This is a genomic window from Ralstonia chuxiongensis, assembly GCF_024158925.1.
GTDB classification, from domain to species: domain Bacteria; phylum Pseudomonadota; class Gammaproteobacteria; order Burkholderiales; family Burkholderiaceae; genus Ralstonia; species Ralstonia chuxiongensis.
In genome coordinates this window covers 481,343-501,522 of record NZ_JAMYWC010000004.1, presented here as the reverse complement: position 1 = coordinate 501,522, position 20,180 = coordinate 481,343, and the positions used below count along the sequence as shown (strand labels likewise).

20 protein-coding genes are annotated in these 20,180 nt (G+C 62.1%); 14 read left to right on the top strand and 6 right to left on the bottom strand.

Annotated features, from left to right (window positions below):
- Positions 1–279: 279 nt before the first annotated feature.
- The 7 genes from purN to nadC all read left to right on the top strand — a co-directional run bounded on the left by purN (position 280) and on the right by nadC (position 8,085).
- Positions 280–930 carry a phosphoribosylglycinamide formyltransferase gene (purN, locus tag NKG59_RS15850; protein ID WP_253538613.1) on the top strand — a complete coding sequence of 217 codons (651 nt, stop codon included), beginning with the start codon at positions 280–282 and terminating at the stop codon, positions 928–930.
- Positions 927–2,321 carry an RsmB/NOP family class I SAM-dependent RNA methyltransferase gene (locus tag NKG59_RS15845; protein ID WP_253538610.1) on the top strand — a complete coding sequence of 465 codons (1,395 nt, stop codon included), beginning with the start codon at positions 927–929 and terminating at the stop codon, positions 2,319–2,321. The genes purN and NKG59_RS15845 overlap by 4 nt, the downstream gene beginning before the upstream one ends.
- Positions 2,318–2,887, top strand: a complete 570-nt coding sequence (locus tag NKG59_RS15840) for a phospholipase D family nuclease (RefSeq protein WP_253538607.1) — start codon at positions 2,318–2,320, stop codon at positions 2,885–2,887. Before NKG59_RS15845 ends, NKG59_RS15840 begins: the two co-directional genes overlap by 4 nt.
- A gap of 25 nt (positions 2,888–2,912) precedes the next feature.
- Positions 2,913–4,289, top strand: a complete 1,377-nt coding sequence (locus tag NKG59_RS15835; RefSeq protein WP_253538604.1) for a mechanosensitive ion channel family protein — start codon at positions 2,913–2,915, stop codon at positions 4,287–4,289.
- Between the two features lie 372 nt (positions 4,290–4,661).
- On the top strand, positions 4,662–5,852 hold the full coding sequence (locus NKG59_RS15830; protein WP_253538602.1) for a DesA family fatty acid desaturase: 1,191 nt from the start codon (positions 4,662–4,664) through the stop codon (positions 5,850–5,852).
- 188 nt (positions 5,853–6,040) lie between these two features.
- On the top strand, positions 6,041–7,189 hold the full coding sequence (gene nadA / locus NKG59_RS15825) for a quinolinate synthase NadA (protein ID WP_253538599.1): 1,149 nt from the start codon (positions 6,041–6,043) through the stop codon (positions 7,187–7,189).
- Positions 7,186–8,085, top strand: a complete 900-nt coding sequence (gene nadC / locus NKG59_RS15820; RefSeq protein WP_253538583.1) for a carboxylating nicotinate-nucleotide diphosphorylase — start codon at positions 7,186–7,188, stop codon at positions 8,083–8,085. The genes nadA and nadC overlap by 4 nt, the downstream gene beginning before the upstream one ends.
- A 3-nt stretch (positions 8,086–8,088) precedes the next feature.
- On the opposite strand, the gene nadB is transcribed toward nadC, so the two are convergent.
- From nadB to radC, 4 genes are all read right to left on the bottom strand, one after another.
- Positions 8,089–9,690 (bottom strand): L-aspartate oxidase, encoded by a 1,602-nt coding sequence (gene nadB, locus NKG59_RS15815; RefSeq protein ID WP_024974980.1) that lies wholly within the window; start codon positions 9,688–9,690, stop codon positions 8,089–8,091.
- Positions 9,691–9,868: 178 nt separating this feature from the next.
- Positions 9,869–10,039, bottom strand: coding sequence for a 50S ribosomal protein L33 (gene rpmG / locus NKG59_RS15810; RefSeq protein ID WP_003262397.1), 171 nt, complete (start codon positions 10,037–10,039; stop codon positions 9,869–9,871).
- 13 nt (positions 10,040–10,052) lie between these two features.
- Positions 10,053–10,286, bottom strand: a complete 234-nt coding sequence (rpmB, locus tag NKG59_RS15805) for a 50S ribosomal protein L28 (protein ID WP_004631999.1) — start codon at positions 10,284–10,286, stop codon at positions 10,053–10,055.
- 179 nt (positions 10,287–10,465) lie between these two features.
- Positions 10,466–11,140, bottom strand: a complete 675-nt coding sequence (gene radC, locus NKG59_RS15800; RefSeq protein WP_253538580.1) for a RadC family protein — start codon at positions 11,138–11,140, stop codon at positions 10,466–10,468.
- A gap of 119 nt (positions 11,141–11,259) precedes the next feature.
- Here radC and NKG59_RS15795 point away from each other — a divergent pair, with 119 nt between their 5' ends.
- The 7 genes from NKG59_RS15795 to NKG59_RS15765 all read left to right on the top strand — a co-directional run bounded on the left by NKG59_RS15795 (position 11,260) and on the right by NKG59_RS15765 (position 18,206).
- Positions 11,260–11,748 carry an FKBP-type peptidyl-prolyl cis-trans isomerase gene (locus NKG59_RS15795; protein ID WP_413412096.1) on the top strand — a complete coding sequence of 163 codons (489 nt, stop codon included), beginning with the start codon at positions 11,260–11,262 and terminating at the stop codon, positions 11,746–11,748.
- Between the two features lie 5 nt (positions 11,749–11,753).
- On the top strand, positions 11,754–12,737 hold the full coding sequence (gene ispH, locus NKG59_RS15790) for a 4-hydroxy-3-methylbut-2-enyl diphosphate reductase (protein WP_253538575.1): 984 nt from the start codon (positions 11,754–11,756) through the stop codon (positions 12,735–12,737).
- A gap of 453 nt (positions 12,738–13,190) precedes the next feature.
- A complete protein-coding gene (locus tag NKG59_RS15785) occupies positions 13,191–14,396 on the top strand; it encodes a branched-chain amino acid ABC transporter substrate-binding protein (RefSeq protein ID WP_045202804.1) in 1,206 nt (401 codons plus the stop codon).
- 210 nt (positions 14,397–14,606) lie between these two features.
- A complete protein-coding gene (locus tag NKG59_RS15780) occupies positions 14,607–15,542 on the top strand; it encodes a branched-chain amino acid ABC transporter permease (protein WP_045202805.1) in 936 nt (311 codons plus the stop codon).
- Positions 15,543–15,555: 13 nt separating this feature from the next.
- Positions 15,556–16,683 carry an ABC transporter permease subunit gene (locus NKG59_RS15775; protein ID WP_024974986.1) on the top strand — a complete coding sequence of 376 codons (1,128 nt, stop codon included), beginning with the start codon at positions 15,556–15,558 and terminating at the stop codon, positions 16,681–16,683.
- Between the two features lie 13 nt (positions 16,684–16,696).
- A complete protein-coding gene (locus tag NKG59_RS15770; RefSeq protein WP_024974987.1) occupies positions 16,697–17,473 on the top strand; it encodes an ABC transporter ATP-binding protein in 777 nt (258 codons plus the stop codon).
- A 16-nt stretch (positions 17,474–17,489) separates the two neighbouring features.
- Positions 17,490–18,206 (top strand): ABC transporter ATP-binding protein, encoded by a 717-nt coding sequence (locus NKG59_RS15765; protein ID WP_009241298.1) that lies wholly within the window; start codon positions 17,490–17,492, stop codon positions 18,204–18,206.
- A gap of 66 nt (positions 18,207–18,272) precedes the next feature.
- Here NKG59_RS15765 and NKG59_RS15760 read toward each other — a convergent pair whose 3' ends face one another.
- Positions 18,273–18,749, bottom strand: a complete 477-nt coding sequence (locus NKG59_RS15760; RefSeq protein ID WP_253538572.1) for a GNAT family N-acetyltransferase — start codon at positions 18,747–18,749, stop codon at positions 18,273–18,275.
- 80 nt (positions 18,750–18,829) lie between these two features.
- Positions 18,830–20,017, bottom strand: coding sequence for an acetylornithine transaminase (locus tag NKG59_RS15755; protein ID WP_253538569.1), 1,188 nt, complete (start codon positions 20,015–20,017; stop codon positions 18,830–18,832).
- Positions 20,018–20,180: the final 163 nt, after the last annotated feature.

The window sequence follows — 20,180 nt, the reverse complement described above, 5'->3', positions numbered from 1 at the left end:
GATGTTGCAGCGCAGGATGAACAGGCGGTTGATACGCGTCGGATCATCGCTGGCAGCCCACCCGACCCCTCGGGAGCGCGGACAATTATGGCGCTGAGATTATCAGAGCGCGCCAAAGCGCGCCAACGGTTGCCCCTTCCTTTTGCTGGCATGACAGAGTTTTTGCCGGCATGCGTCGGCAAAATGCCACGGTGGCTGCAAAAGCGCCCGCGGCATGGCTGCGAAGGCGTCACACCCGATTTTCTCGGGGAACTCCGGCGCACTTGATAAAATGCCGCGATGAAAAACATCGTCATTCTCATTTCCGGACGCGGTTCCAATATGGAAGCCATTGTCCGCGCCTGTCAGGCCGAAGGTTGGTCGGGACGCATTGCCGCCATCATTTCTAATCGGCCCGATGTGGCAGGACTTAAATTTGCCGCGTCGCACGACATCGCCACCGCGGTGGTCGATCACAAGGCGTTCCCCGATCGCGACAGCTTTGACGCCGCCCTGGCGCAGGTGATCGACGGCTTTTCGCCTGATCTGGTGGTGCTGGCCGGCTTTATGCGCATCCTTACGCCGGGCTTTGTCAAGCGCTACGCCGGGCGCATGCTGAACATTCATCCGTCGCTGCTGCCGTGCTTCCCTGGCTTGCATACGCACGAGGCCGCGTTGGCCATGGGCGTGAAGGTGCATGGCGCGACGGTGCATTTCGTCACCGCTGACCTGGACCACGGCCCGATCGTGCTGCAGGCCATCATCGACGTGCGCCAGGACGACACGCCTGACTCGCTGGCCGGGCGGCTGCTGGCGCAGGAACACACGATTTATCCGCGTGCCGTACGCTGGTTCGTGGAAGGGCGGTTGTCGATCGAAGACGGTGTTGTGCGCGTCTCTCCGGATGAATCGCAGCTTGTTATTGGCGTCAACGCCCGGGAGGCAGCATGAGTCAGGATCGTCAGCGTTCGCGCGGCAATGGAAACGGCGGATCGGGCAACAAGCGCGCGGGTTCCGGTGGCGGTGGCTGGTATCGGGCACCGCAGGGCAAGCCCGCGCCGCGCAGCGCCCCGCGCCCGCGCACGGGCGTGCATGGCAGCCATCTGGAACACCTGGATAAGGTGCTTGCGCGTCTGCTGCACTTTGCGGCGCCGGCCGACATGGTGGTCAGCCAGTACTTCCGTGAGCACCACGAACTTGGCCACCGCGAGCGCGGCATCATCGCCGAAGCGGCCTTTGCCGTGCTGCGCCGCAAGGTTGAATTCGGTCAGTTTGCCGAGAGCGGCACTGGCCCGGCGCGTCGTCGCCTAGTGCTGCTCGGCTTGCTGCAGACGGCCGGGCGTGAGGCTATCGCCCCGTTCCTGAACCCGGCGGAGGCCGAATGGCTGGATCGCTGGGAAAACCGCGACCGCGCCGCGCTGGCGGCCCGCGTGCGCGCCAATCTGCCCGACTGGCTCTTCGATGCGCTGGTTGCACAGCACGGTGCGGACTTCACCGAAGCACTGGCGCAAGCGTGGCTCACGCCCGCGCCGCTGGACTTGCGTGTGAATACGCTCAAGGGCGAGCGCGAAGCCGTGCTCGCAACACTGGCCGAAGCCGGTATCGAGGGGGCTGCAGCACCGCTGTCGCCGGTGGGCATTCGCCTAGCGGGCAAGCCGGCGTTGAACAAGCTCGATATCTTCACCAACGGCACGGTCGAGGTGCAGGACGAGGGCAGCCAACTGCTCTGCCAATTGCTGGCACCCAAGCGCGGCGAGATGGTGGTCGATTTCTGTGCCGGCGCTGGTGGCAAGACCCTGGCGATTGGCGCGGCGATGCGCTCGACGGGGCGCCTGTATGCCTTCGACGTATCGGAAAAACGCTTGTCGAACCTGGGCCCGCGCCTGGCGCGCAGCGGCCTGTCGAACGTGCATCCGGGCCGCATCGACAGCGAGCACGATGCCAAGGTCAAGCGGCTGGCGGGCAAGATCGATCGCGTGCTGGTCGACGCGCCTTGCAGCGGTTTGGGCACGTTGCGCCGCAATCCGGACCTGAAGTGGCGCCAATCTGCGCAGGCCGTGGAAGAAATGTCAGCCAAGCAGCTGTCGATCCTGACATCGGCGGCGCGGCTGCTGAAGCCGGGTGGCCGCCTCGTCTACGCGACCTGCAGCGTGCTGGCGCGCGAGAACCAGCAGGTGGTCGAGCAGTTTCTGGCCGCCCATGATGACTTCGTGCTCGTGCCCGCCGGTGAGGTGCTCGCCGCGCAGAAGATCCCCCTGGAAATGGGGCCCTACCTGGAACTGTATCCGCACACGCACCAGACCGACGGCTTCTTCGCGGCCGTGCTGGAGCGCCGCGCATGATGCTGCGCCGCTTGGGTTGGCTGCTGGCCGCATGGCTGGTGTTTGCCGCAGGTGGCGTGGCGCAGGCCCGCGGCACGCCACCAGTGCTGCCAGCCAAGGGCACGGTGCAGGCTGCGTTCACGCCCGACGACGACATCGAAGGGTTGTTGGCCGATGCCATCGATCAGGCGCACGAGCAGGTGCTGGTGCAGGCGTATCTGCTGTCGAACAAGGCGATTACGCGTGCGTTGCTGGCGGCGCATCAGCGCGGCGTGGATGTGCGGGTGCTGGCCGATCGCGAGCAGATGACGCGTTCTGGCGGCAGCCGCGTGCCCGAGGTGGCCAATGCGGGCATCCCCGTCTGGCTGGAGGTGCGCTACAAGAACGCGCACAACAAAGTCATCGTGATCGACCCGCGCGGCGCGCATCCGGTGCTGGTTACCGGCAGCTTCAACTTTACGCAGACCGCGCAGCGCGGCAATGCCGAAAACGTACTGATCGTGCGCGGCGACGCCGATCTCGCCCAGCGCTATGCCGCCAATTGGCAGAAGCATGTGGGCGATGCGTTGCCCTATCGGACCCAATAAGGGTTTGGAATAACCGGTCACGCCAATGAATGGATTGCCGCTGAATCTCAACCATATCGCGCTGGGTCACATGATCGACGACATCGTCTCCGATCTGGGTGGGCCGCGCTTTATCTGGCAACTGGGCGTGCTGGTGCTGGTGCTCGTTGCCGCGTGGCTGATCGCGCGGCCGATTTCGCGGCGCTTGCATACGGCGCATGCGAACGACACGTTCGCCCTGCGTTTTGCCTGGTCGAGCCTGGAGCGGGCGATGTTCCCGTTGATTGGCTGGCTGCTGGTGCTTGGTGCGCGCTATGCCCTGATCGGCACCATGCCGATCAGCGTGTTCCGCCTGGCTGCGGTACCGCTGTTTGGCTTGGCGATTCTTTATCTCGGCTTCTACGTGCTGCGCCGCGTGTTGTCGGCCAACGGTGAGTTGCACGGCATGCTTGTTGTCGCCGAGCGTGTGCTGACCACGCTGATGTGGATAGGCATGGTGCTCTACGTGCTGGGCGTGCTGGGCGATGTGGTGGATTACCTCGACGGCATTCGCTTTGCGCTGGGCGGCAAGCAGAAGGTGAGCCTCGCCGCCATGCTGATGGGCGTGGTGTGGATTCTCGTCACCGTGCTCGTGGCGATGTGGTTCGGCTCGTGGCTGGACAGCCGCATTACGCGCGCTTCTGCCATTGATGCCAACCTGAAGGTGGTGCTGTCGCGCGTGACCAAGGCAGCGCTGCTGCTGGTGTCGCTGCTGCTGAGCCTGTCGCTCGTGGGCATCGACCTGACGGTGCTGTCGGTGTTTGGCGGGGCGCTCGGCGTGGGCCTGGGCTTTGGCTTGCAGAAGATCGCCAGCAACTACGTCTCGGGCTTCATCATCCTGCTTGAGCGCTCGCTCAAGCTCGGCGATCAGATTACGGTCAGCACATACACCGGCATTGTCACGCAGATCCGCACGCGCTACACCGTGGTGCGCAACGGCGATGGCGATACGCTGGTGCCGAACGAACTGATGGTCGCGCAGGCTGTGCAGAACCACAACGAGCGCGGCACCGTGCGCGTGGCAGTGCGCGTGCAGGCATCGTATGCCGCCGATCCGGAAGCGGTGCTGGCGCTGTTGCTGCAATGCGCCGAGGGCATTCCGCGCATTCTGCCCGAGCCCGCACCCGCCGCCTTCATGGCCCTGTTTGCCGACAGCGGCATCGAGTACGAACTTGGCGTGTGGATCGCGGATCCGCACAACGGCAAGCTGGGCGTCCAGTCCGATCTGAATCGCGCCATCTATCGCCGCTTCAAAGAGGCTGGCGTCGACATTCCGTATCCGCAACGGGAAGTGCGTGTGCTTGGGCCGTTGGCGCTGCAGCAGGGCGCTTCGAGCACTTCGGGTGATGCGGCAGCCTCATCCGGTGCCACGCTGCAGGCCTAACACACCTGCGAGCGGAACGGTGCCCACTTGTCTGAGGTCAAATCAGCGGTTTTCCCCCATGGAATAGAGGGGGTATTCGGTTAAAATACTGAGTGCTCCCACAAAGGATCAGACGGGCCGTCGCAAAGGGCATAGCACTTGCGACAAAGCACCGCAAACACCTTGTATTGCGCTGGGGCGGAGGTCATATGGGTAGCAGCCACAAGCTCGCCGATGTGATGCGCAAGCCAGGTGCCAACACCTGAATCACCGCCAACACGACCCCATTGTCGTAACGCTGCGACAGCGGATGGCCTTAAGAGGCAGCCCGTCCGGATTGATTTGTCGGACCAAAGGCTGCTTTGATCACCCGAGTTGACCACGGAGAACACTTTGATCGACTCCCTTCTGACTTTCCTCGCCAACGGCACCCTGAATTGGGCCTGGTGGCAGATTCTGATTTTCACGCTGGTGATGACGCACATCACGATCGCCTGCGTCACGATTTTTCTGCACCGTTGCCAAGCACACCGTGCGCTGGACGTGCATCCTATCGCCGGACACTTTTTCCGTTTCTGGCTGTGGCTGACCACCGGCATGGTCACCAAGGAATGGACCGCCATCCACCGCAAGCACCACGCCAAGTGTGAAACCGAAGAGGATCCGCACAGCCCGCAGACCCGTGGCATCCGCAAGGTGCTGATGGAAGGTGCTGAGCTCTATCGCGCCGAGGCCAAGAACAAGGAAACGATCCAGAAATTCGGCCACGGTACGCCGGACGATTGGATCGAGAAGAACCTGTATTCGAAGTTCACATGGCAGGGCGTCGGTTTGATGCTGATCCTGGACGTGCTGATGTTCGGCGCGCTGGGCCTGACGGTGTGGGCGGTGCAGATGCTGTGGATCCCGATCCATGCTGCCGGCATCATCAACGGTCTGGGCCACTTCTGGGGTTACCGCAACTTCGACTGCGAAGACGCTTCGACCAACGTATCGCCGTGGGGCATCATCATCGGCGGCGAAGAGCTGCACAACAATCACCACACGTACGCCACGTCGGCCAAGTTTTCGGTCAAGTGGTATGAGTTCGATATCGGCTGGGGCTACATCCGCGCGCTGGAAATCGTGGGTTTGGCAAAGGTCAAGAAAGTGGCGCCCAAGGCTCGTTTTGGCGATGTGAAGCCGGTCGACCAGAACACGCTCGAAGCCATCATCGCCAACCGCTACGACGTGATGGCACGCTACGCCAAGACTGTTAAGACGGCTTACCGCCAAGAGCTGGCCAAGCTGAAGGACTCGCGCGCTGTTGAGTACCGTGCGCTGAAGCCGGCCCGCAAGTGGTTCCACCGCGACGAGACCAAGCTGGGCGCGCCCCAGCGTGAGCAGCTCTCGCAAATCGTGTCGGACCATTCGGCGTTGCACACCTTCGTTGAGATGCGCCGCGAGCTGGGTGCGCTGTGGGGCCGTTCGAACGCCACGCGTGAGCAGCTGCTGCATCAACTGCAAGAGTGGTGCAAGCGCGCTGAGGAAAGCGGCATCCACGCGCTGCAGGAGTTTGCCGTTCGCCTGCGCCGTTACGCCTGACTTTCTTGTTTCATAGGTGAAGCCCCGCTCCGCAGCGGGGCTTTTCTTTTGGGTAAACTGCCCCCAACTCACATTTTTAACGGGCCGCGACAATGTATCGCGGTGCCAGTCCTCCTCACACGCCGTCCGTTTCATTGCCGCGCCAGCTTCTCGGCGCCTTAACAGCGCGAATGGACGCGGAGACCACCATGGAAACCCACATCAAGACGGTTGAATTCGAGCGCCCGGATATGCTTTCCGAAGCGCAATCCGGCGCCAGTTGCGTGGCCCACGCCTGGGCCAAGGTGCCGCCGGTGCTGTCGCGCGAGGAACGCGACGAACTGAAGGCTCGCATCAAGCGCCTGCTCAAGGAACGTGAAGCCGTGCTGGTCGCGCACTACTACGTTGACGCTGACCTGCAGGACCTAGCCGAGGAGACCGGTGGCTGCGTGTCCGATTCGCTGGAGATGGCGCGCTTCGGCCGCGACCATTCGGCCAAGACACTGATCGTGGCGGGCGTGCGCTTCATGGGCGAGACTGCCAAGATCCTGAGCCCCGAAAAGACCGTGCTGATGCCGGATCTTGACGCGACCTGCTCGCTGGATCTGGGTTGCCCGCCGGATGAGTTCGCCGCCTTCTGCGACGCGCATCCGGATCGCACCGTGGTCGTCTATGCCAATACCAGCGCCGCCGTGAAGGCGCGTGCCGACTGGATGGTGACCTCATCGATCGGCCTGAAGATCGTGCAGCACTTGCATGCGCAGGGAAAGAAGATCCTGTGGGCCCCCGATCGTCATCTCGGCAGCTACATTCAGAAGCAGACCGGCGCCGACATGCTGATGTGGCAGGGCTCGTGCCTGGTGCACGACGAGTTCAAGGGCGTAGAGCTGGACCTGCTGCGCGCCGAGCACCCGAACGCCAAGATCCTTGTGCACCCGGAATCGCCTGAATCGGTGGTAGCGCAGGCCGATGTGGTCGGGTCGACTTCGCAGCTGATTGCAGCAGCGCAGTCGTTGCCGGCGCAGGAGTTCATCGTCGCGACCGACAACGGCATCCTGCACAAGATGCGCATGGCGGCCCCGGGCAAGCGCTTCATCGAGGCGCCGACCGCCGGCAACGCCGCCACCTGCAAGAGCTGCGCGCATTGCCCATGGATGGCGATGAATGCGCTGACCAATCTGGCCGAAGTGCTGGAAACCGGTCGCAACGAGATCCACGTCGATCCGGCCATCGGCAAGCAGGCCGTGGTCTGCATCGATCGCATGCTGGATTTTGCCGCGCGGGAGAAAGCCATGGTTCGCCCGCAGGGTGAGCTGGCCGCCAACGCGCAACTCTTTCAAGGAATCGGCCCGGCATGACGGCAACCCATATGAACACGACGAGCTTTGCCACACCGGCTCAGGCAATTTTCGATAGCTTTGGCCCAGCACTGCGCGAGGCGCTGTCCGCCAACGTGTCTGCTGCCATTGCCGAGGACGTCGGCACGGGTGACCGCACCGGCTTGCTGATCCCCGCAGATCGCCATGCGCGTGCGCGGGTGATCGTGCGCGAGACCGCCGTGCTGTGCGGCACGCCTTGGTTCGATGCGTGCATGCGCGCCGTTGATCCGACGCTGCGCGTTACTTGGCACCAGCACGAAGGCGACCGCATGGCGCCCGATTCGGTGGTGTGCGAGATCGAAGGCCCGGCGCGATCGCTGCTGACGGCCGAACGGCCATCATTGAACTTCCTGCAATTGCTTTCCGGCGTCGCGACGTCGACCTCGCGTTACGCTGCGGCCATTGACGGCACGCGCGCCCGCGTGCTCGATACGCGCAAGACGCTGCCGGGTTTGCGCCTGGCGCAGAAGTACGCCGTGCGTATCGGTGGTGGCGAGAATCAACGCCTGGCGTTGTATGACGGCATCCTGATCAAGGAAAACCACATCGCTGCGGCGGGTGGCGTGACGGCAGCCCTGCGTGCGGCGCAGGCATTGAACACCGGCGTGGCGATCCAGATCGAGGTGGAAACGCTGGCGCAGCTTGAAGAAGCGCTGGCGGCGGGTGCTACCTCCGTGCTGCTCGACAACTTCGAGCCGCCCGCGATGCGCGAGGCTGTGCGCATGACGGCGGGCAGAGCGCTGCTGGAGGTGTCCGGCGGCGTGAACATCGAGACGATCCGCGCGTTTGCCGAAACGGGCGTGGATCGTATCTCCGTCGGCGCGCTGACGAAGGACGTGCGCGCGACCGACTTCTCTTTGCGGATCGTCGAATAAGCCTTAGCGTTTCCGGGCGATTTGCCGATGGGTCGGCTGCATGACCGTCGGCAGCGCCTTGGGCAGCGTCTCGGGGTAGTCGCGCGAGAAATGCAGGCCACGGCTCTCATGCCGTGACAGCGCACTGTCGACGATCAGCGAGGCGGCCTCGACGAGGTTGCGCAGCTCCAGCAGATCGTGGCTCACGCGGAAGTTGGCGTAGTACTCCGTAATTTCTTCGCGCAACAGGGCGATGCGGTGCTGCGCGCGTTCCAGCCGCTTGTTCGTGCGCACGATGCCGACGTAGTTCCACATCATGCGGCGCAGCTCATCCCAGTTGTGCGAGACGACGACTTCTTCATCGGCGTCGGTCACGCGGCTCTCATCCCACGCGGGAATCTGCACCGACGTTGGGTTCGAGGGTGGTTGCGCGAGGATGTCTTCCGCCGCGCCCCGCCCGATCACCATGCATTCCAGCAGCGAATTGCTTGCCAGCCGGTTGGCGCCGTGCAGGCCGGTGTAGGCTGTCTCGCCCACGGCGTACAGGCCGGCGATATCCGTGCGCCCGAGGTGATCCGTCACCACGCCGCCGCACGTGTAGTGCGCCGCCGGCACCACCGGAATCGGTTGGCGCGTGATGTCGATGCCCAGCTCCAGGCAGCGCGCCATGATGGTCGGGAAATGTTCCTTGAGGAACTCCGGGCTCTGGTGGCTGATGTCCAGATAGACGCAGTCCAGGCCACGCTTCTTCATCTCGAAGTCGATGGCGCGGGCGACGATATCGCGCGGAGCCAACTCAGCGCGCTCATCATGCGCCGGCATGAAGCGTGTGCCGTCGGGCAGGATCAGCTTGCCGCCTTCACCGCGCACGGCTTCGGTAATCAGGAATGATTTCGCGAACGGATGGTAAAGACACGTTGGGTGGAACTGGATGAACTCCATGTTCGCTACGCGGCAGCCTGCGCGCCAGGCCATGGCAATACCGTCGCCGCTGGCGGTGTCCGGATTCGTCGTATAGAGATAGACCTTGCCTGCGCCGCCCGTGGCCATCACGGTTTGGCTCGCGGTAATCGTCTTGACGTGGCCCGATGCGATGTCGAGCGCATATAGGCCATGGCAGCGCATTCCCGGCTGGCCCAGCTTCGCGTCGGTAATCAGGTCGATCGCAAAGTGGTCTTCCAGCAGCGTGATGTTCGGGTGATTGCGCACCTTCTCAACCAGCGTCGTGACCACGGCATGGCCCGTGGCATCGGCGGCGTGGATGATGCGTCGATGGCGATGGCCGCCCTCGCGTGTCAGGTGGAAGCCGAGTTCGGCCTGCTCGTCGCGCGTGAAAGGTACGCCATGGCCGATCAGCCATTCAATGGCCGAGCGCCCGTTTTCTACGATGTAGCGAGTGGCGGCTTCATCGCATAGTCCTGCCCCGGCGATGAGTGTGTCGTCGACGTGCTCGTCATGGCTGTCGCCTGAGTCGAGCACTGCGGCAATGCCGCCCTGCGCCCAATCGCTGGCGCCTTCCGGCAGGCTGCGTTTGCTGATGACAACCACGCGACGGTGATCGGCTAGGTGCAGGGCGACGGTCAGACCCGCCAAGCCGCTGCCAACAACGGCAACATCGAAATTCATGGAAGACGCGGGACGCGGTGCAGGCGCGGCTGGTGAGTAACACAGTCGCGTGTCAATCGGAAAGAAGAGCAGTGTACACCCCAGCATGGGCCAAACAGCAGGCAACAAAAAACCCGCCTGAGAGCGGGTTTTTGCTGTCGGTCATGCCGACGGAAACAAGATGCGCAATCCGCGAGGATTACTTGATCTTGGTTTCCTTGTAAGCGACGTGCTTGCGGGCGACGGGATCGAACTTCATGATCTCCATCTTTTCCGGCTTGGTGCGCTTGTTCTTGGTGGTCGTGTAGAAATGACCCGTACCTGCGGTCGATTCCAGCTTGATCTTGTCGCGTCCGCCTTTGCTGGCCATGTTTAACTCCTAATTAGACTTCGCCGCGTGCGCGCAGATCCACGAGCACTTCGTCGATGCCTTTTTTATCGATCAGGCGCAGACCAGCGTTCGAGACGCGCAGGCTGACCCAGCGGTTTTCGGATTCGACCCAGAAGCGGCGATTCTGCAGGTTCGGCAGAAAACGGCGCTTGGTCTTGTTGTTTGCGTGGGAAACGTTATTGCCGACCATCGGCGCTTTCCCGGTCACTTGACAGACGCGTGCCATGGAGCACTCCTAACTAAATTCGTTGGCTACAGTTTGCGACCGGGCGCTGGGACCAATCCAAGCGCAGCGCCACTGTAGAGGTGGGACTTCAGCGAAACGCGGATTATACACACAAAAGCGCTGACAAATCAACGAGATCGACGGATTGCTGTTGGGCACCGTGCGATGCGGCATCGGCACTACATTTTGCCGTGTTCTAGGAAGCCGTAGACGTGGCTGCAACCAACGATCATGTGATCCAGGACGATCACGTCGAGCATGGCTAGCGCGCGGCACAACTCGCGGGTCAGGGTGATGTCGGATTCGCTGGGCTCCGTGTTGCCGGTGGGGTGGTTGTGGGCCAGGATTACCGCGGCCGCATTGTGATGTAGCGCGCGCTTGGCAATCTCGCGCGGATAGACGCGGGCTTCCGTTAGTGTGCCGCGGAAGAGTTCTTCCCAGGCAATGAGCCGGTGTCGCACATCTAGAAAGAAGCAGGCAAACACCTCATGCGGGCGGTGCCCCAATGTCAGGCGCAAGAAATCTTTCACGCTTTGTGGAGAGTCAAAGGTCCTGCCCTGGGTGAAGTCCTCTTTTAGTGCACGCCGCGCGACTTCCAGCAGCGCGTGCAGTTGTGCGTATTTTGCGGGGCCCATTCCGTTGATCGACGAGAACTCTTGTTGTGACGCATGGCACAGCCGTGCGAGCGATCCGAAGTGCGTGAGCAGTTCGCGGGCGAGGTCGACAGCGCTTTTGCCTGGCATGCCCACGCGCAGGAAGATGGCTAGCAATTCCGCGTCGGAGAGCGCGGCGGGGCCGTGAGCGAGCAGTTTTTCACGCGGCCGCTCGTGGGCGGGCCAGTCGACGATTGCCATAGGGTAGGGATGAGCAGAGGAAAGGCCCTGCCAGCGAGAGTGCGGTGGGCTTCGCGCCTGCGGCCGCGGGGAGGGCTGACGTACAATAACGGGTTACTTTTTGGTCAAGCAGGTTGAGCGTGCAAAATTTGGTGAACGAGGCGTCCGCGGCGACGCCAAGCAACGCAGGCAAGGTGGTTGGCCCGGATTCCTTTCTGACGCTGCACTACCGCATCGCGCTGGAAAACGACACGGACATCGTCACGACCTTCGATGACAAGCCGGCCACGCTGCTGCTGGGCCAAGGCCAGATGGCGCCGACGCTGGAGCAGGCGCTGCTCGGTATGCGCGAGGGCGAGCGCACGACGTTCCGCCTGGCGCCCGAGCAGGCGTTCGGTCCGCGTAATCCGGAGCTGCTGCAGCGCGTGTCGCTGGCCACGCTGCGCGAAAACTCTTCGTTTGAAGAGGATTACCAGCCGGGCGACCTGGTTGAGTTCAATGCGCCGAGCGGCGGTAAATATGCCGGTGTGCTCAAGGAAGTCGGCGAGACCTCCGCGCTGTTCGACTTCAACCACCCGCTGGCTGGCCAGACGATCGTGTTTGAAGTCCAGTTGATCGGCATTCTCTGATTGATATGAGCAACGCTGTGAACGCCCCGCTCGATTCCATTGATCCTGTCACCCAGGCCGACGCCGAGGTCTTGCTGGCGCAGCCGCGCGGCTTCTGCGCTGGCGTGGATCGCGCTATCGAGATCGTCGAGCGCGCGCTGGAGCTGTTTGGCGCGCCTATCTACGTGCGTCACGAGATCGTGCACAACGCCTATGTCGTTGGCGATCTGCGCAACAAGGGCGCGGTGTTCGTGCAGGAACTCGACGACGTGCCCGTGGGCGGCACGGTCATCTTCAGCGCGCATGGTGTGTCGCGTGCGGTGCGCGAGGCGGCGGAGGCGCGTGGCCTGCGCGTGTTCGACGCGACCTGCCCGCTGGTGACCAAGGTGCACGTGGAAGTCTCGAAGATGCGTGCGCAGGGTTTCGAGATCATCATGATTGGGCACAAGGGCCATCCCGAGGTGGAAGGCACCATGGGCCAGGCCAACGACGGCATGCTGCTGGTCGAGTCCGTCGACGATGTTGCGCATCTCGCGGTGAAAGACCCGACGCGCCTAGCTTACGTGACGCAGACCACGTTGTCGGTGGACGAGACCCAGGAGATCGTGGCCGCCATCAAGGCACGCTTTCCGGCTGTGCACGAGCCGAAGAAGCAGGACATCTGCTACGCGACGCAGAATCGCCAGGACGCCGTGAAGTTCATGGCGCCGCAAGTGGAGGTGGTGATCGTGGTCGGTAGCCCGAACAGCTCGAACTCGAATCGTCTGCGTGAGCTGGCTGAGAAGCTGGGCGTGCCTGCCTATATGGTGGATACGCCGGAACAGGTGCGGCCCGAATGGGTGGCCGGCAAGCGCCGCGTGGGGCTGACAGCGGGTGCTTCGGCGCCCGAAGAGCTGGCGCAGTCGATCGTCGACCGCCTCAAGGCACTGGGCGCGCGCACAGTGCGTCCGCTCGACGGTATCCAGGAAAACATGTCTTTCCCCCTTCCGAGGGGTCTTCAAATCAATTGAATGCCTTTATGTAAATACACACTTAAAAGCGCACAAAAACTGTGCGCCCTAATGCGGTGCATAAAGCGCTTTTGAGGAATCAGCGGCCACTTCTTCCCGGAGTGGCCGTTTTGTTTTGTGCGTTGCAAAACCTCTTCAATACCGGCGAAGCCTTGATTTACCGTGGCAATCGTCCGCCAAGCCGCATGAATACGGGGTTTCCCCTAGTCTGGCACGCTTCTTGATATGGCTATCCGCCGTTCGCGAATGCCTGCGCGAAATGACGCCTGTTTGGGCATTGGGGAAAGCCCGTAAAGCGGCGTAGTTACTGCAAAAATCGTTGTTGCGACGCGTATTGCATCCGCAATAAAAGGGGATACAATTCGCGCGTTTCAAATTGAAACAATCGGCGCAGGGGGAGCGGCCGGGAGGCAGGACGCTCTTCTTGCTCTTGCGAGATCTAGGAGATCACTCATGCAAATTAAGTTTGCCAAAGTTCTGCCGCTTGCGGCTGCCGTGGCACTCGTAGCAGCTTGCGGTAAGAACGAGGAAAAGCCCGCAGACCAAGCTGCTGCACCTGCAGCAACGTCGGCTCCGGCGGCGGCTGCCGGCGGCGAGACCGTTGTCAAGATCGGTCACGCGGCTCCGCTCACGGGCGGTATTGCTCACCTTGGCAAAGACAACGAAAACGGTGCACGCCTGGCCGTTGAAGAAGCCAACAAGGAAGGCCTGACCATCGACGGCAAGAAGATCAAGCTGGAGCTGGTCGGTGAAGACGATGCAGGCGACCCGAAGACCGGTACCGCCGTGGCGCAGAAGCTGGTTGACGAGCACGTTGTTGCTGTCGTCGGCCACCTGAACTCGGGCGTGTCGATCCCGGCCTCGAAGATCTACAGCGATGCAGGCATCGTGCAGATCTCGCCGTCGTCGACGAACCCCGACTACACGAAGCAGGGCTTCAAGACGACCTACCGCGTGGTTGCAACCGACGCGCAACAAGGTCCGGCACTGGCGAACTACGCCGCCAAGACCCTGGGCGCCAAGACCGTGGCAATTGTTGACGATGCCACCGCCTACGGTAAGGGCCTGGCCGACGAGTTCGAGAAGACCGCAAAGGCTGACGGCGTGAACGTCGTGGCGCGTGAGGCGACCAACGACAAGGCGACCGACTTCAAGGCCATTCTGACCAAGATCAAGGGCAAGAAGCCGGACGTGATCATGTACGGCGGTATGGACGCCACCGGCGGCCCGTTCGCCAAGCAAGCCAAGGAACTGGGCATCACGGCCAAGATCGTTGGCGGCGACGGTGTGTGTACCGACAAGGTGGCCGAACTGGCTGGCGACGCAATCGACAACATCGTCTGCTCGGAAGCAGGCCTGGCGCTGTCGAAGATGGAGAAGGGCGCGGACTTCGACAAGAAGTACCAAGACCGTTTCCATACGCCGGTGCAGATCTACGCTCCGTTCACGTATGACGCTGTCAACGTGATCATCGACGCGATGAAGCGTGCCAACTCGACCGATCCGGCCAAGATCCTGGCTGCCATGCCGGCAACCAACTACAACGGCGTGATCGGCAACATCTCGTTCGATGACAAGGGTGACCTGAAGCAAGGTTCCATCACCCTGTACAACTACAAGGACAAGAAGAAGACTGTTCTTGACGTTGTGAAGATGTAATCGAAGGGTTATCCGCCCTAAAAACGGCACCGCGACTACCCCTGCGGTGCCGTTTTTCATAGCCTCGCCAATGAAACAAGGCCCTCACCATGGGCGTGTCGGCAGGCCGCTTACCAGCAACCTCACCTTACCCATCCGATTGATCGCATACCTTGCGGGCACGTCATCCCGTCGCCTACAACAAAGCAAGGCATAGCAGGAGCTGTTCTCATGGATATCTTTATCCAGCAGATCGTGAACGGTCTGGTGCTCGGCAGCATTTACGCGCTGATCGCACTTGGCTACACCATGGTCTACGGTATTCTCGGCATCATCAACTTCGCCCACGGCGATGTTCTGATGGTCGGTGCAATGTCTGCCCTGACCGCCATCAACTTCCTCCAAAAATACTTCCCCAATCTGCCTAACTGGCTCACGCTGGTGTTTGCGTTGCTGTTTGCAATGCCGGTCTGCGCCATCGTGGCCTACACCATCGAACGTGTCGCTTACCGGCCGCTGCGCAATGCGCCGCGCCTGGCGCCGCTGATCACCGCCATCGGCGTGTCGATCGTGCTGCAGACACTCGCGATGATGATCTGGTCGCGCAACCCGCTGAGCTTCCCTGAGCTTTTGCCTTCGAGTCCGATCGACATCGGCTCGACCGGCGCGACCATCACTGGCAAGGAAATCGCGATCATCGCGGTGTCCATCCTGATGATGATTGGTCTGATCCTGCTGGTGAACCGCACGAAGCTGGGGCGCGCCATGCGTGCGACGGCAGAGAACCAGCGTGTGGCGGGCTTGATGGGCGTTAACCCCAATTTCGTGATCTCGGCCACCTTCATGATCGGCGCTGCCATGGCTGCGGTCGCCGGCGTGATGATGGCGACCAACTACGGCAATGCTCACTTCTACATGGGCTTCATCCCCGGCCTGAAGGCATTTACCGCCGCAGTGCTGGGCGGCATCGGCAACCTGGCAGGCGCCATGGTTGGCGGCATGCTGCTGGGCCTGATCGAAGCACTGGGTGCTGGTTATATCGGTGATCTGACTGGCGGTGTGTTCGGTTCGAACTACCAGGATGTGTTCGCATTCATCGTGCTGATTGGCGTGCTGCTGTTCCGCCCGTCCGGCATCATGGGCGAACGCGTTGCGGACCGCGCATAAGAAGGGGAGCGCCATGACAGAAAATTTCAAAGCGCCAATGAAGACGCGCGCCGCGCTGTACGGCTTCCTGATCCTTGCGATCTTCGCGCCGTTCATCGTAGGTGCCGCAGGTGGCAATTATTGGGTGCGCGTGCTGGACTTCGCGCTGCTGTACATCATGCTGGCCCTGGGCCTGAACATCGTGGTGGGCTTTGCCGGCCTGCTTGATCTGGGCTACATCGCGTTCTACGCGGTGGGCGCCTACATGATGGCCTTGCTGGGTTCGCCGCACCTGTCCAACCAATTCGAGTGGATTCACAACCTGTTCCCCAACGGGCTGCACCTTGTTGTCTGGTGGGTGATTCCGCTGGGTGCCGGGTTGGCGGCGTTGTTCGGCATTCTGCTGGGCACGCCGGTGCTGAAGCTGCGCGGTGACTACCTTGCCATCGTGACGCTGGGCTTTGGTGAAATCATCCGGATCTTCATGAACAACCTCGACCGCCCGGTGAACATCACCAACGGTCCGAAGGGCATCAACCTGATCGAGCCGGTCAAGATCTTTGGGTTCGACTTCTCGAAGCGCCATGATTTCTTCGGCATTCGCTTCGACTCGGTCTACATGTACTACTACCTGTTCGTGTTCCTGGCCGCGATCATCATCATCGTGTGCCTGCGGCTGCAGAACTCGCGTATTGGTCGTGCATGGGTGGCGCTGCGTGAAGATGAAATCGCTGCCAAGGCGATGGGCATCAACACCCGCAACATCAAGCTACTGGCCTTTGCGATGGGTGCGTCGTTCGGTGGTGTGTCGGGTGCGATGTTCGCGTCGTTCCAGGGCTTTGTGTCGCCGGAATCGTTCGTGCTGTGGGAGTCGATCTACATCCTGGCGATCGTCGTGCTGGGCGGCATGGGCCATATCCCGGGCGTGATTCTGGGCGGCATTCTGCTGGTGGGCTTCCAGGAACTGCTGCGCGCCCTGGCCGAGCCGGTGCAGAACAAGCTGTTCGGCCACGTGATTGTGGAAGCGGAAGTGCTTCGTCAGTTGCTGTTCGGCCTGGCGATGGTGGGGGTGATGCTGTATCGCCCTGCGGGCCTGTGGCCCTCGCCGCGCAAGGAAGACCGTCCGCAAAAGCAGCGGGCTGGTGGACTGTCCCGTATCTGATGGAGGCACGCACATGAGCAATAACAACGTCCTCCTCTCGATCCGAGGAGTCCAGAAGCGTTTCGGTGGCCTGCAAGCGCTGTCCGACGTGAACCTGGAAATTCGCGAAGGCGAAATCTACGGTTTGATCGGCCCGAACGGCGCCGGCAAGACCACGTTCTTCAACGTCATCACGGGCCTGTACACGCCTGACGCAGGCGAGTTCGTGCTGGCCGGCACGCCTTACCAGCCGACCGCCGTGCACGAAGTGGCCAAGGCTGGCATTGCGCGCACGTTCCAGAACATCCGTCTGTTCGGCGACATGACCGCGGCAGAAAACGTCATGGTCGGCCGCCACGTGCGCACCAAGGCCGGCTTGATCGGCGCGGTGTTCCGCACCAAGGCTGCACGCGAGGAAGAGCAGTCGATCGAAGACTGGGCGCACGACCTGCTGGACTACGTCGGCATCGGCAAGTACGCCAACTACACGGCGCGTAACCTGTCGTACGGCCACCAGCGTCGTCTGGAAATCGCGCGCGCCCTGGCCACGCAGCCCAAGCTGCTGGCCCTGGACGAACCGGCCGCCGGCATGAACGCCACCGAAAAGGTGGAACTTCGCGGTCTGCTCGACAAGATCCGTTCCGACGGCAAGACCATCCTGCTCATCGAGCACGATGTGAAGCTGGTGATGGGCCTGTGCAACCGCCTGACCGTGCTGGATTACGGCAAGGTGATCGCACAAGGCCTGCCGCATGAAGTGCAGAGCAACCCCGCCGTGATCGAGGCCTACCTCGGCGCGTCAGCGCACTGACGCAGAGGAACGGAATATGAAACCAGTAATGTTGAAGATCGACAGCCTGAAGGTCGCGTACGGCGGCATCCAGGCGGTCAAGGGCGTGGATCTGGAGATTCGCGAAGGTGAGCTGGTCACGCTGATCGGTGCCAACGGCGCCGGCAAGACGACCACCATGAAGGCCATCACCGGCCTGCAGGGTTGGGCCGGCGGTGACGTGCAGTATCTGGGCAAGTCCATCAAGGGCGTGCCGAGCTACAACCTGCTCAAGCAGGGCTTGGCGATGGTGCCGGAAGGCCGCGGCGTGTTCGCGCGCATGACCATCGTCGAGAACCTGCAGATGGGGGCCTTCACGCGCAACGACGAGGCCAACATCAAGGCCGATATCGACCGCATGTTCGGCATCTTCCCGCGTCTGAAGGAACGCGCAAACCAGCTGGCCGGCACAATGTCGGGCGGCGAGCAGCAGATGCTGGCCATGGCGCGTGCGCTGATGAGCCAACCGAAGCTGCTGCTGCTGGACGAGCCGTCGATGGGTCTCTCTCCGATCATGGTGGAGAAGATCTTCGAGGTCGTGCGCGACATCTCGGCCCAAGGCGTGACTGTGCTGCTCGTCGAGCAGAACGCGCGTCTGGCGCTGCAGGCAGCGCACCGCGGCTACGTGATGGACTCCGGTCTCATCACCATGAGCGGCGATGCCAAGCAGATGCTGGACGACCCGAAGGTGCGTGCCGCCTACCTGGGCGAGTAAGCACCCTCAAGCACCACGAGAAAGCCCCGCGATTGCGGGGCTTTTTCTTTGTGCGTGACCAACGTTTCAGGCAGATGCCGCCGTATAGATTTTTGGCCGATGCAATTGCATGAAACCGACACCCTCCGGCACATCGGTGAAGCCATGCTTGCGATAAAGCCAGTCGGCGCCCGTTGTCACCAACACTGTGCGGCGCAGCGTCTGCAGGTCAGGGTGCTCGCGCAGGAAATCCATCAACGCGTGCGAGATGCCTTTTCCGCGCCAATCCGGTAGCACGAACACATCGCACAGGTAAGCGAACGTCGCACGATCGGTGATGACGCGCGCAAAACCCACAAGGTCATCATGCGAGCCATCGTCGTCTTGGCGATACGCGCCCAAGCACAGCGAATTTGCGATCGATCGGTCGAACACGTCGCGCGGCAGGCCGCGCGCCCAATACGTTTCCTGCGAGAGGAAGTTGTAGATGTCGTCCAGCGGGAGCCACGCGGAATCATCAGACAACACGATCCCCGTGGCCGGAACTTCTCGCGTCACGGCCATGGCAAACCTCAGAGGGGGAGCAGCGATGGGGCGATGAAGGGCGACGCATTGCGCGCCGCCCCGGGGTCATGCGATGCGCTTTAGGCGTGTGCTTTCAGCAGCGTGCGCAGCATGCCGATCATCGTGTCGATCTCTTCGGTCGTCATGTTCAGCGCAGGCATGAAGCGCAAGATGTTCGGGCGCGGGGCGTTCAGCAGCAGGCCCGTCGGGTTCATCTCGCGTGCAGCTTCCACCAGTTGGCCGCCAATGTCCTTGCCGAGCAGCAGCGCGCGCAGCAGGCCATTACCGCGTTCGCCGGCCAGGCCGAACTCATCGCTCAGCTTGAGCAGTTGCGTGCGCAGATAGGCGCCGCGTTCTTGCACGCCGTCCAGGAAGCCCGGGGCCAGGAGTTGCTCGATCACCGAGCAGCCGACGGCCGTCATCAGCGGGTTGCCGTTGTAAGTGCCGCCTTGGTCGCCGGCCTCGAAGCTGGCAACTTCATCCGTGCACAGCAGAGCCGAGAGCGGCACGCCGCCCCCGATGCCCTTGCCCAGCGTCATGATGTCCGGCTCGATGTTCGAGAGCTGATAGGCGAAGAGGGTGCCGCAGCGGCCGCAACCTGCCTGCACTTCATCAACGATCAACAGGATCTTGTGCTTCTTGGTCAGCGCGCGCAGTTGCTGCATGAACTCGGGCGTGGCCGGCAGCACGCCGCCTTCGCCTTGCACCGGCTCCAGCATCACGCCGACAGTCTCGTCGGTGATGAGCGCTTCCACCGAGGCAATGTCGTTCAGGATGGCTTTCGGGAAGCCCGGCACCTGCGGCGCGAAGATGGTGTCCCAGCCGGCCTTGCCCGACGCGCTCATGGTGGCGAGCGTGCGGCCGTGGAAGCTGTGGTCAAACGTGATGATCTGGAACGCGCCGTTCTTATGCTTCTTGCCCCACTTGCGAGCGAGCTTGATGGCACCTTCGTTGGCTTCAGCGCCGCTGTTAGCGAAGAACACCTTGTCGAAACAGCTGTGCGCGGTCAACAGGCCGGCCAGCTTGGCCATCGGCTCGTTGTAGAACGCCGGGCTCGGGTTGATCAACTTGCGGGCCTGCGCGTTCAGCGCTTCGATCATGCCGTCGTTGGAGTGACCGAGACAGTTGACGGCCCAGCCTTGCACGAAGTCCAGGTATCGCTTGCCGTTGTGGTCCGTCAGCCACGAGCCCTTGCCTTCGGTGAAGACGATCTCGGGCCGGTTGGTGATGTACATCAGGGACTGGACGGGGTAGTCAGCAAACGCCATGGCAAAGCTCCAGAAAAAGGCGGCAGGAAGATGAAAAACCGAAAAAACGCGAGTTGGAAAAAGACAAAGGCCACGGGGGTTGCCCCGTGGCCTTGTGATCGTCGAATCCTGTGAACCCGATATGCAATCAGCAGACAGCCGCGCGGCTTCCCGGAGGGAGCAA

Bases quoted from the DNA above. Each gene is read 5' to 3' on its own strand.
- purN (WP_253538613.1), top strand. From the start codon at position 280: ATGAAAAACATCGTCATTCTCATTTCCGGACGCGGTTCCAATATGGAA.
- NKG59_RS15845 (WP_253538610.1), top strand. From the start codon at position 927: ATGAGTCAGGATCGTCAGCGTTCGCGCGGCAATGGAAACGGCGGATCG.
- NKG59_RS15840 (WP_253538607.1), top strand. From the start codon at position 2,318: ATGATGCTGCGCCGCTTGGGTTGGCTGCTGGCCGCATGGCTGGTGTTT.
- NKG59_RS15835 (WP_253538604.1), top strand. From the start codon at position 2,913: ATGAATGGATTGCCGCTGAATCTCAACCATATCGCGCTGGGTCACATG.
- nadA (WP_253538599.1), top strand. From the start codon at position 6,041: ATGGAAACCCACATCAAGACGGTTGAATTCGAGCGCCCGGATATGCTT.
- nadC (WP_253538583.1), top strand. From the start codon at position 7,186: ATGACGGCAACCCATATGAACACGACGAGCTTTGCCACACCGGCTCAG.
- nadB (WP_024974980.1), bottom strand. From the start codon at position 9,690: ATGAATTTCGATGTTGCCGTTGTTGGCAGCGGCTTGGCGGGTCTGACC.
- rpmG (WP_003262397.1), bottom strand. From the start codon at position 10,039: ATGGCCAGCAAAGGCGGACGCGACAAGATCAAGCTGGAATCGACCGCA.
- rpmB (WP_004631999.1), bottom strand. From the start codon at position 10,286: ATGGCACGCGTCTGTCAAGTGACCGGGAAAGCGCCGATGGTCGGCAAT.
- radC (WP_253538580.1), bottom strand. From the start codon at position 11,140: ATGGCAATCGTCGACTGGCCCGCCCACGAGCGGCCGCGTGAAAAACTG.
- ispH (WP_253538575.1), top strand. From the start codon at position 11,754: ATGAGCAACGCTGTGAACGCCCCGCTCGATTCCATTGATCCTGTCACC.
- NKG59_RS15785 (WP_045202804.1), top strand. From the start codon at position 13,191: ATGCAAATTAAGTTTGCCAAAGTTCTGCCGCTTGCGGCTGCCGTGGCA.
- NKG59_RS15780 (WP_045202805.1), top strand. From the start codon at position 14,607: ATGGATATCTTTATCCAGCAGATCGTGAACGGTCTGGTGCTCGGCAGC.
- NKG59_RS15775 (WP_024974986.1), top strand. From the start codon at position 15,556: ATGACAGAAAATTTCAAAGCGCCAATGAAGACGCGCGCCGCGCTGTAC.
- NKG59_RS15770 (WP_024974987.1), top strand. From the start codon at position 16,697: ATGAGCAATAACAACGTCCTCCTCTCGATCCGAGGAGTCCAGAAGCGT.
- NKG59_RS15765 (WP_009241298.1), top strand. From the start codon at position 17,490: ATGAAACCAGTAATGTTGAAGATCGACAGCCTGAAGGTCGCGTACGGC.
- NKG59_RS15760 (WP_253538572.1), bottom strand. From the start codon at position 18,749: ATGGCCGTGACGCGAGAAGTTCCGGCCACGGGGATCGTGTTGTCTGAT.
- NKG59_RS15755 (WP_253538569.1), bottom strand. From the start codon at position 20,017: ATGGCGTTTGCTGACTACCCCGTCCAGTCCCTGATGTACATCACCAAC.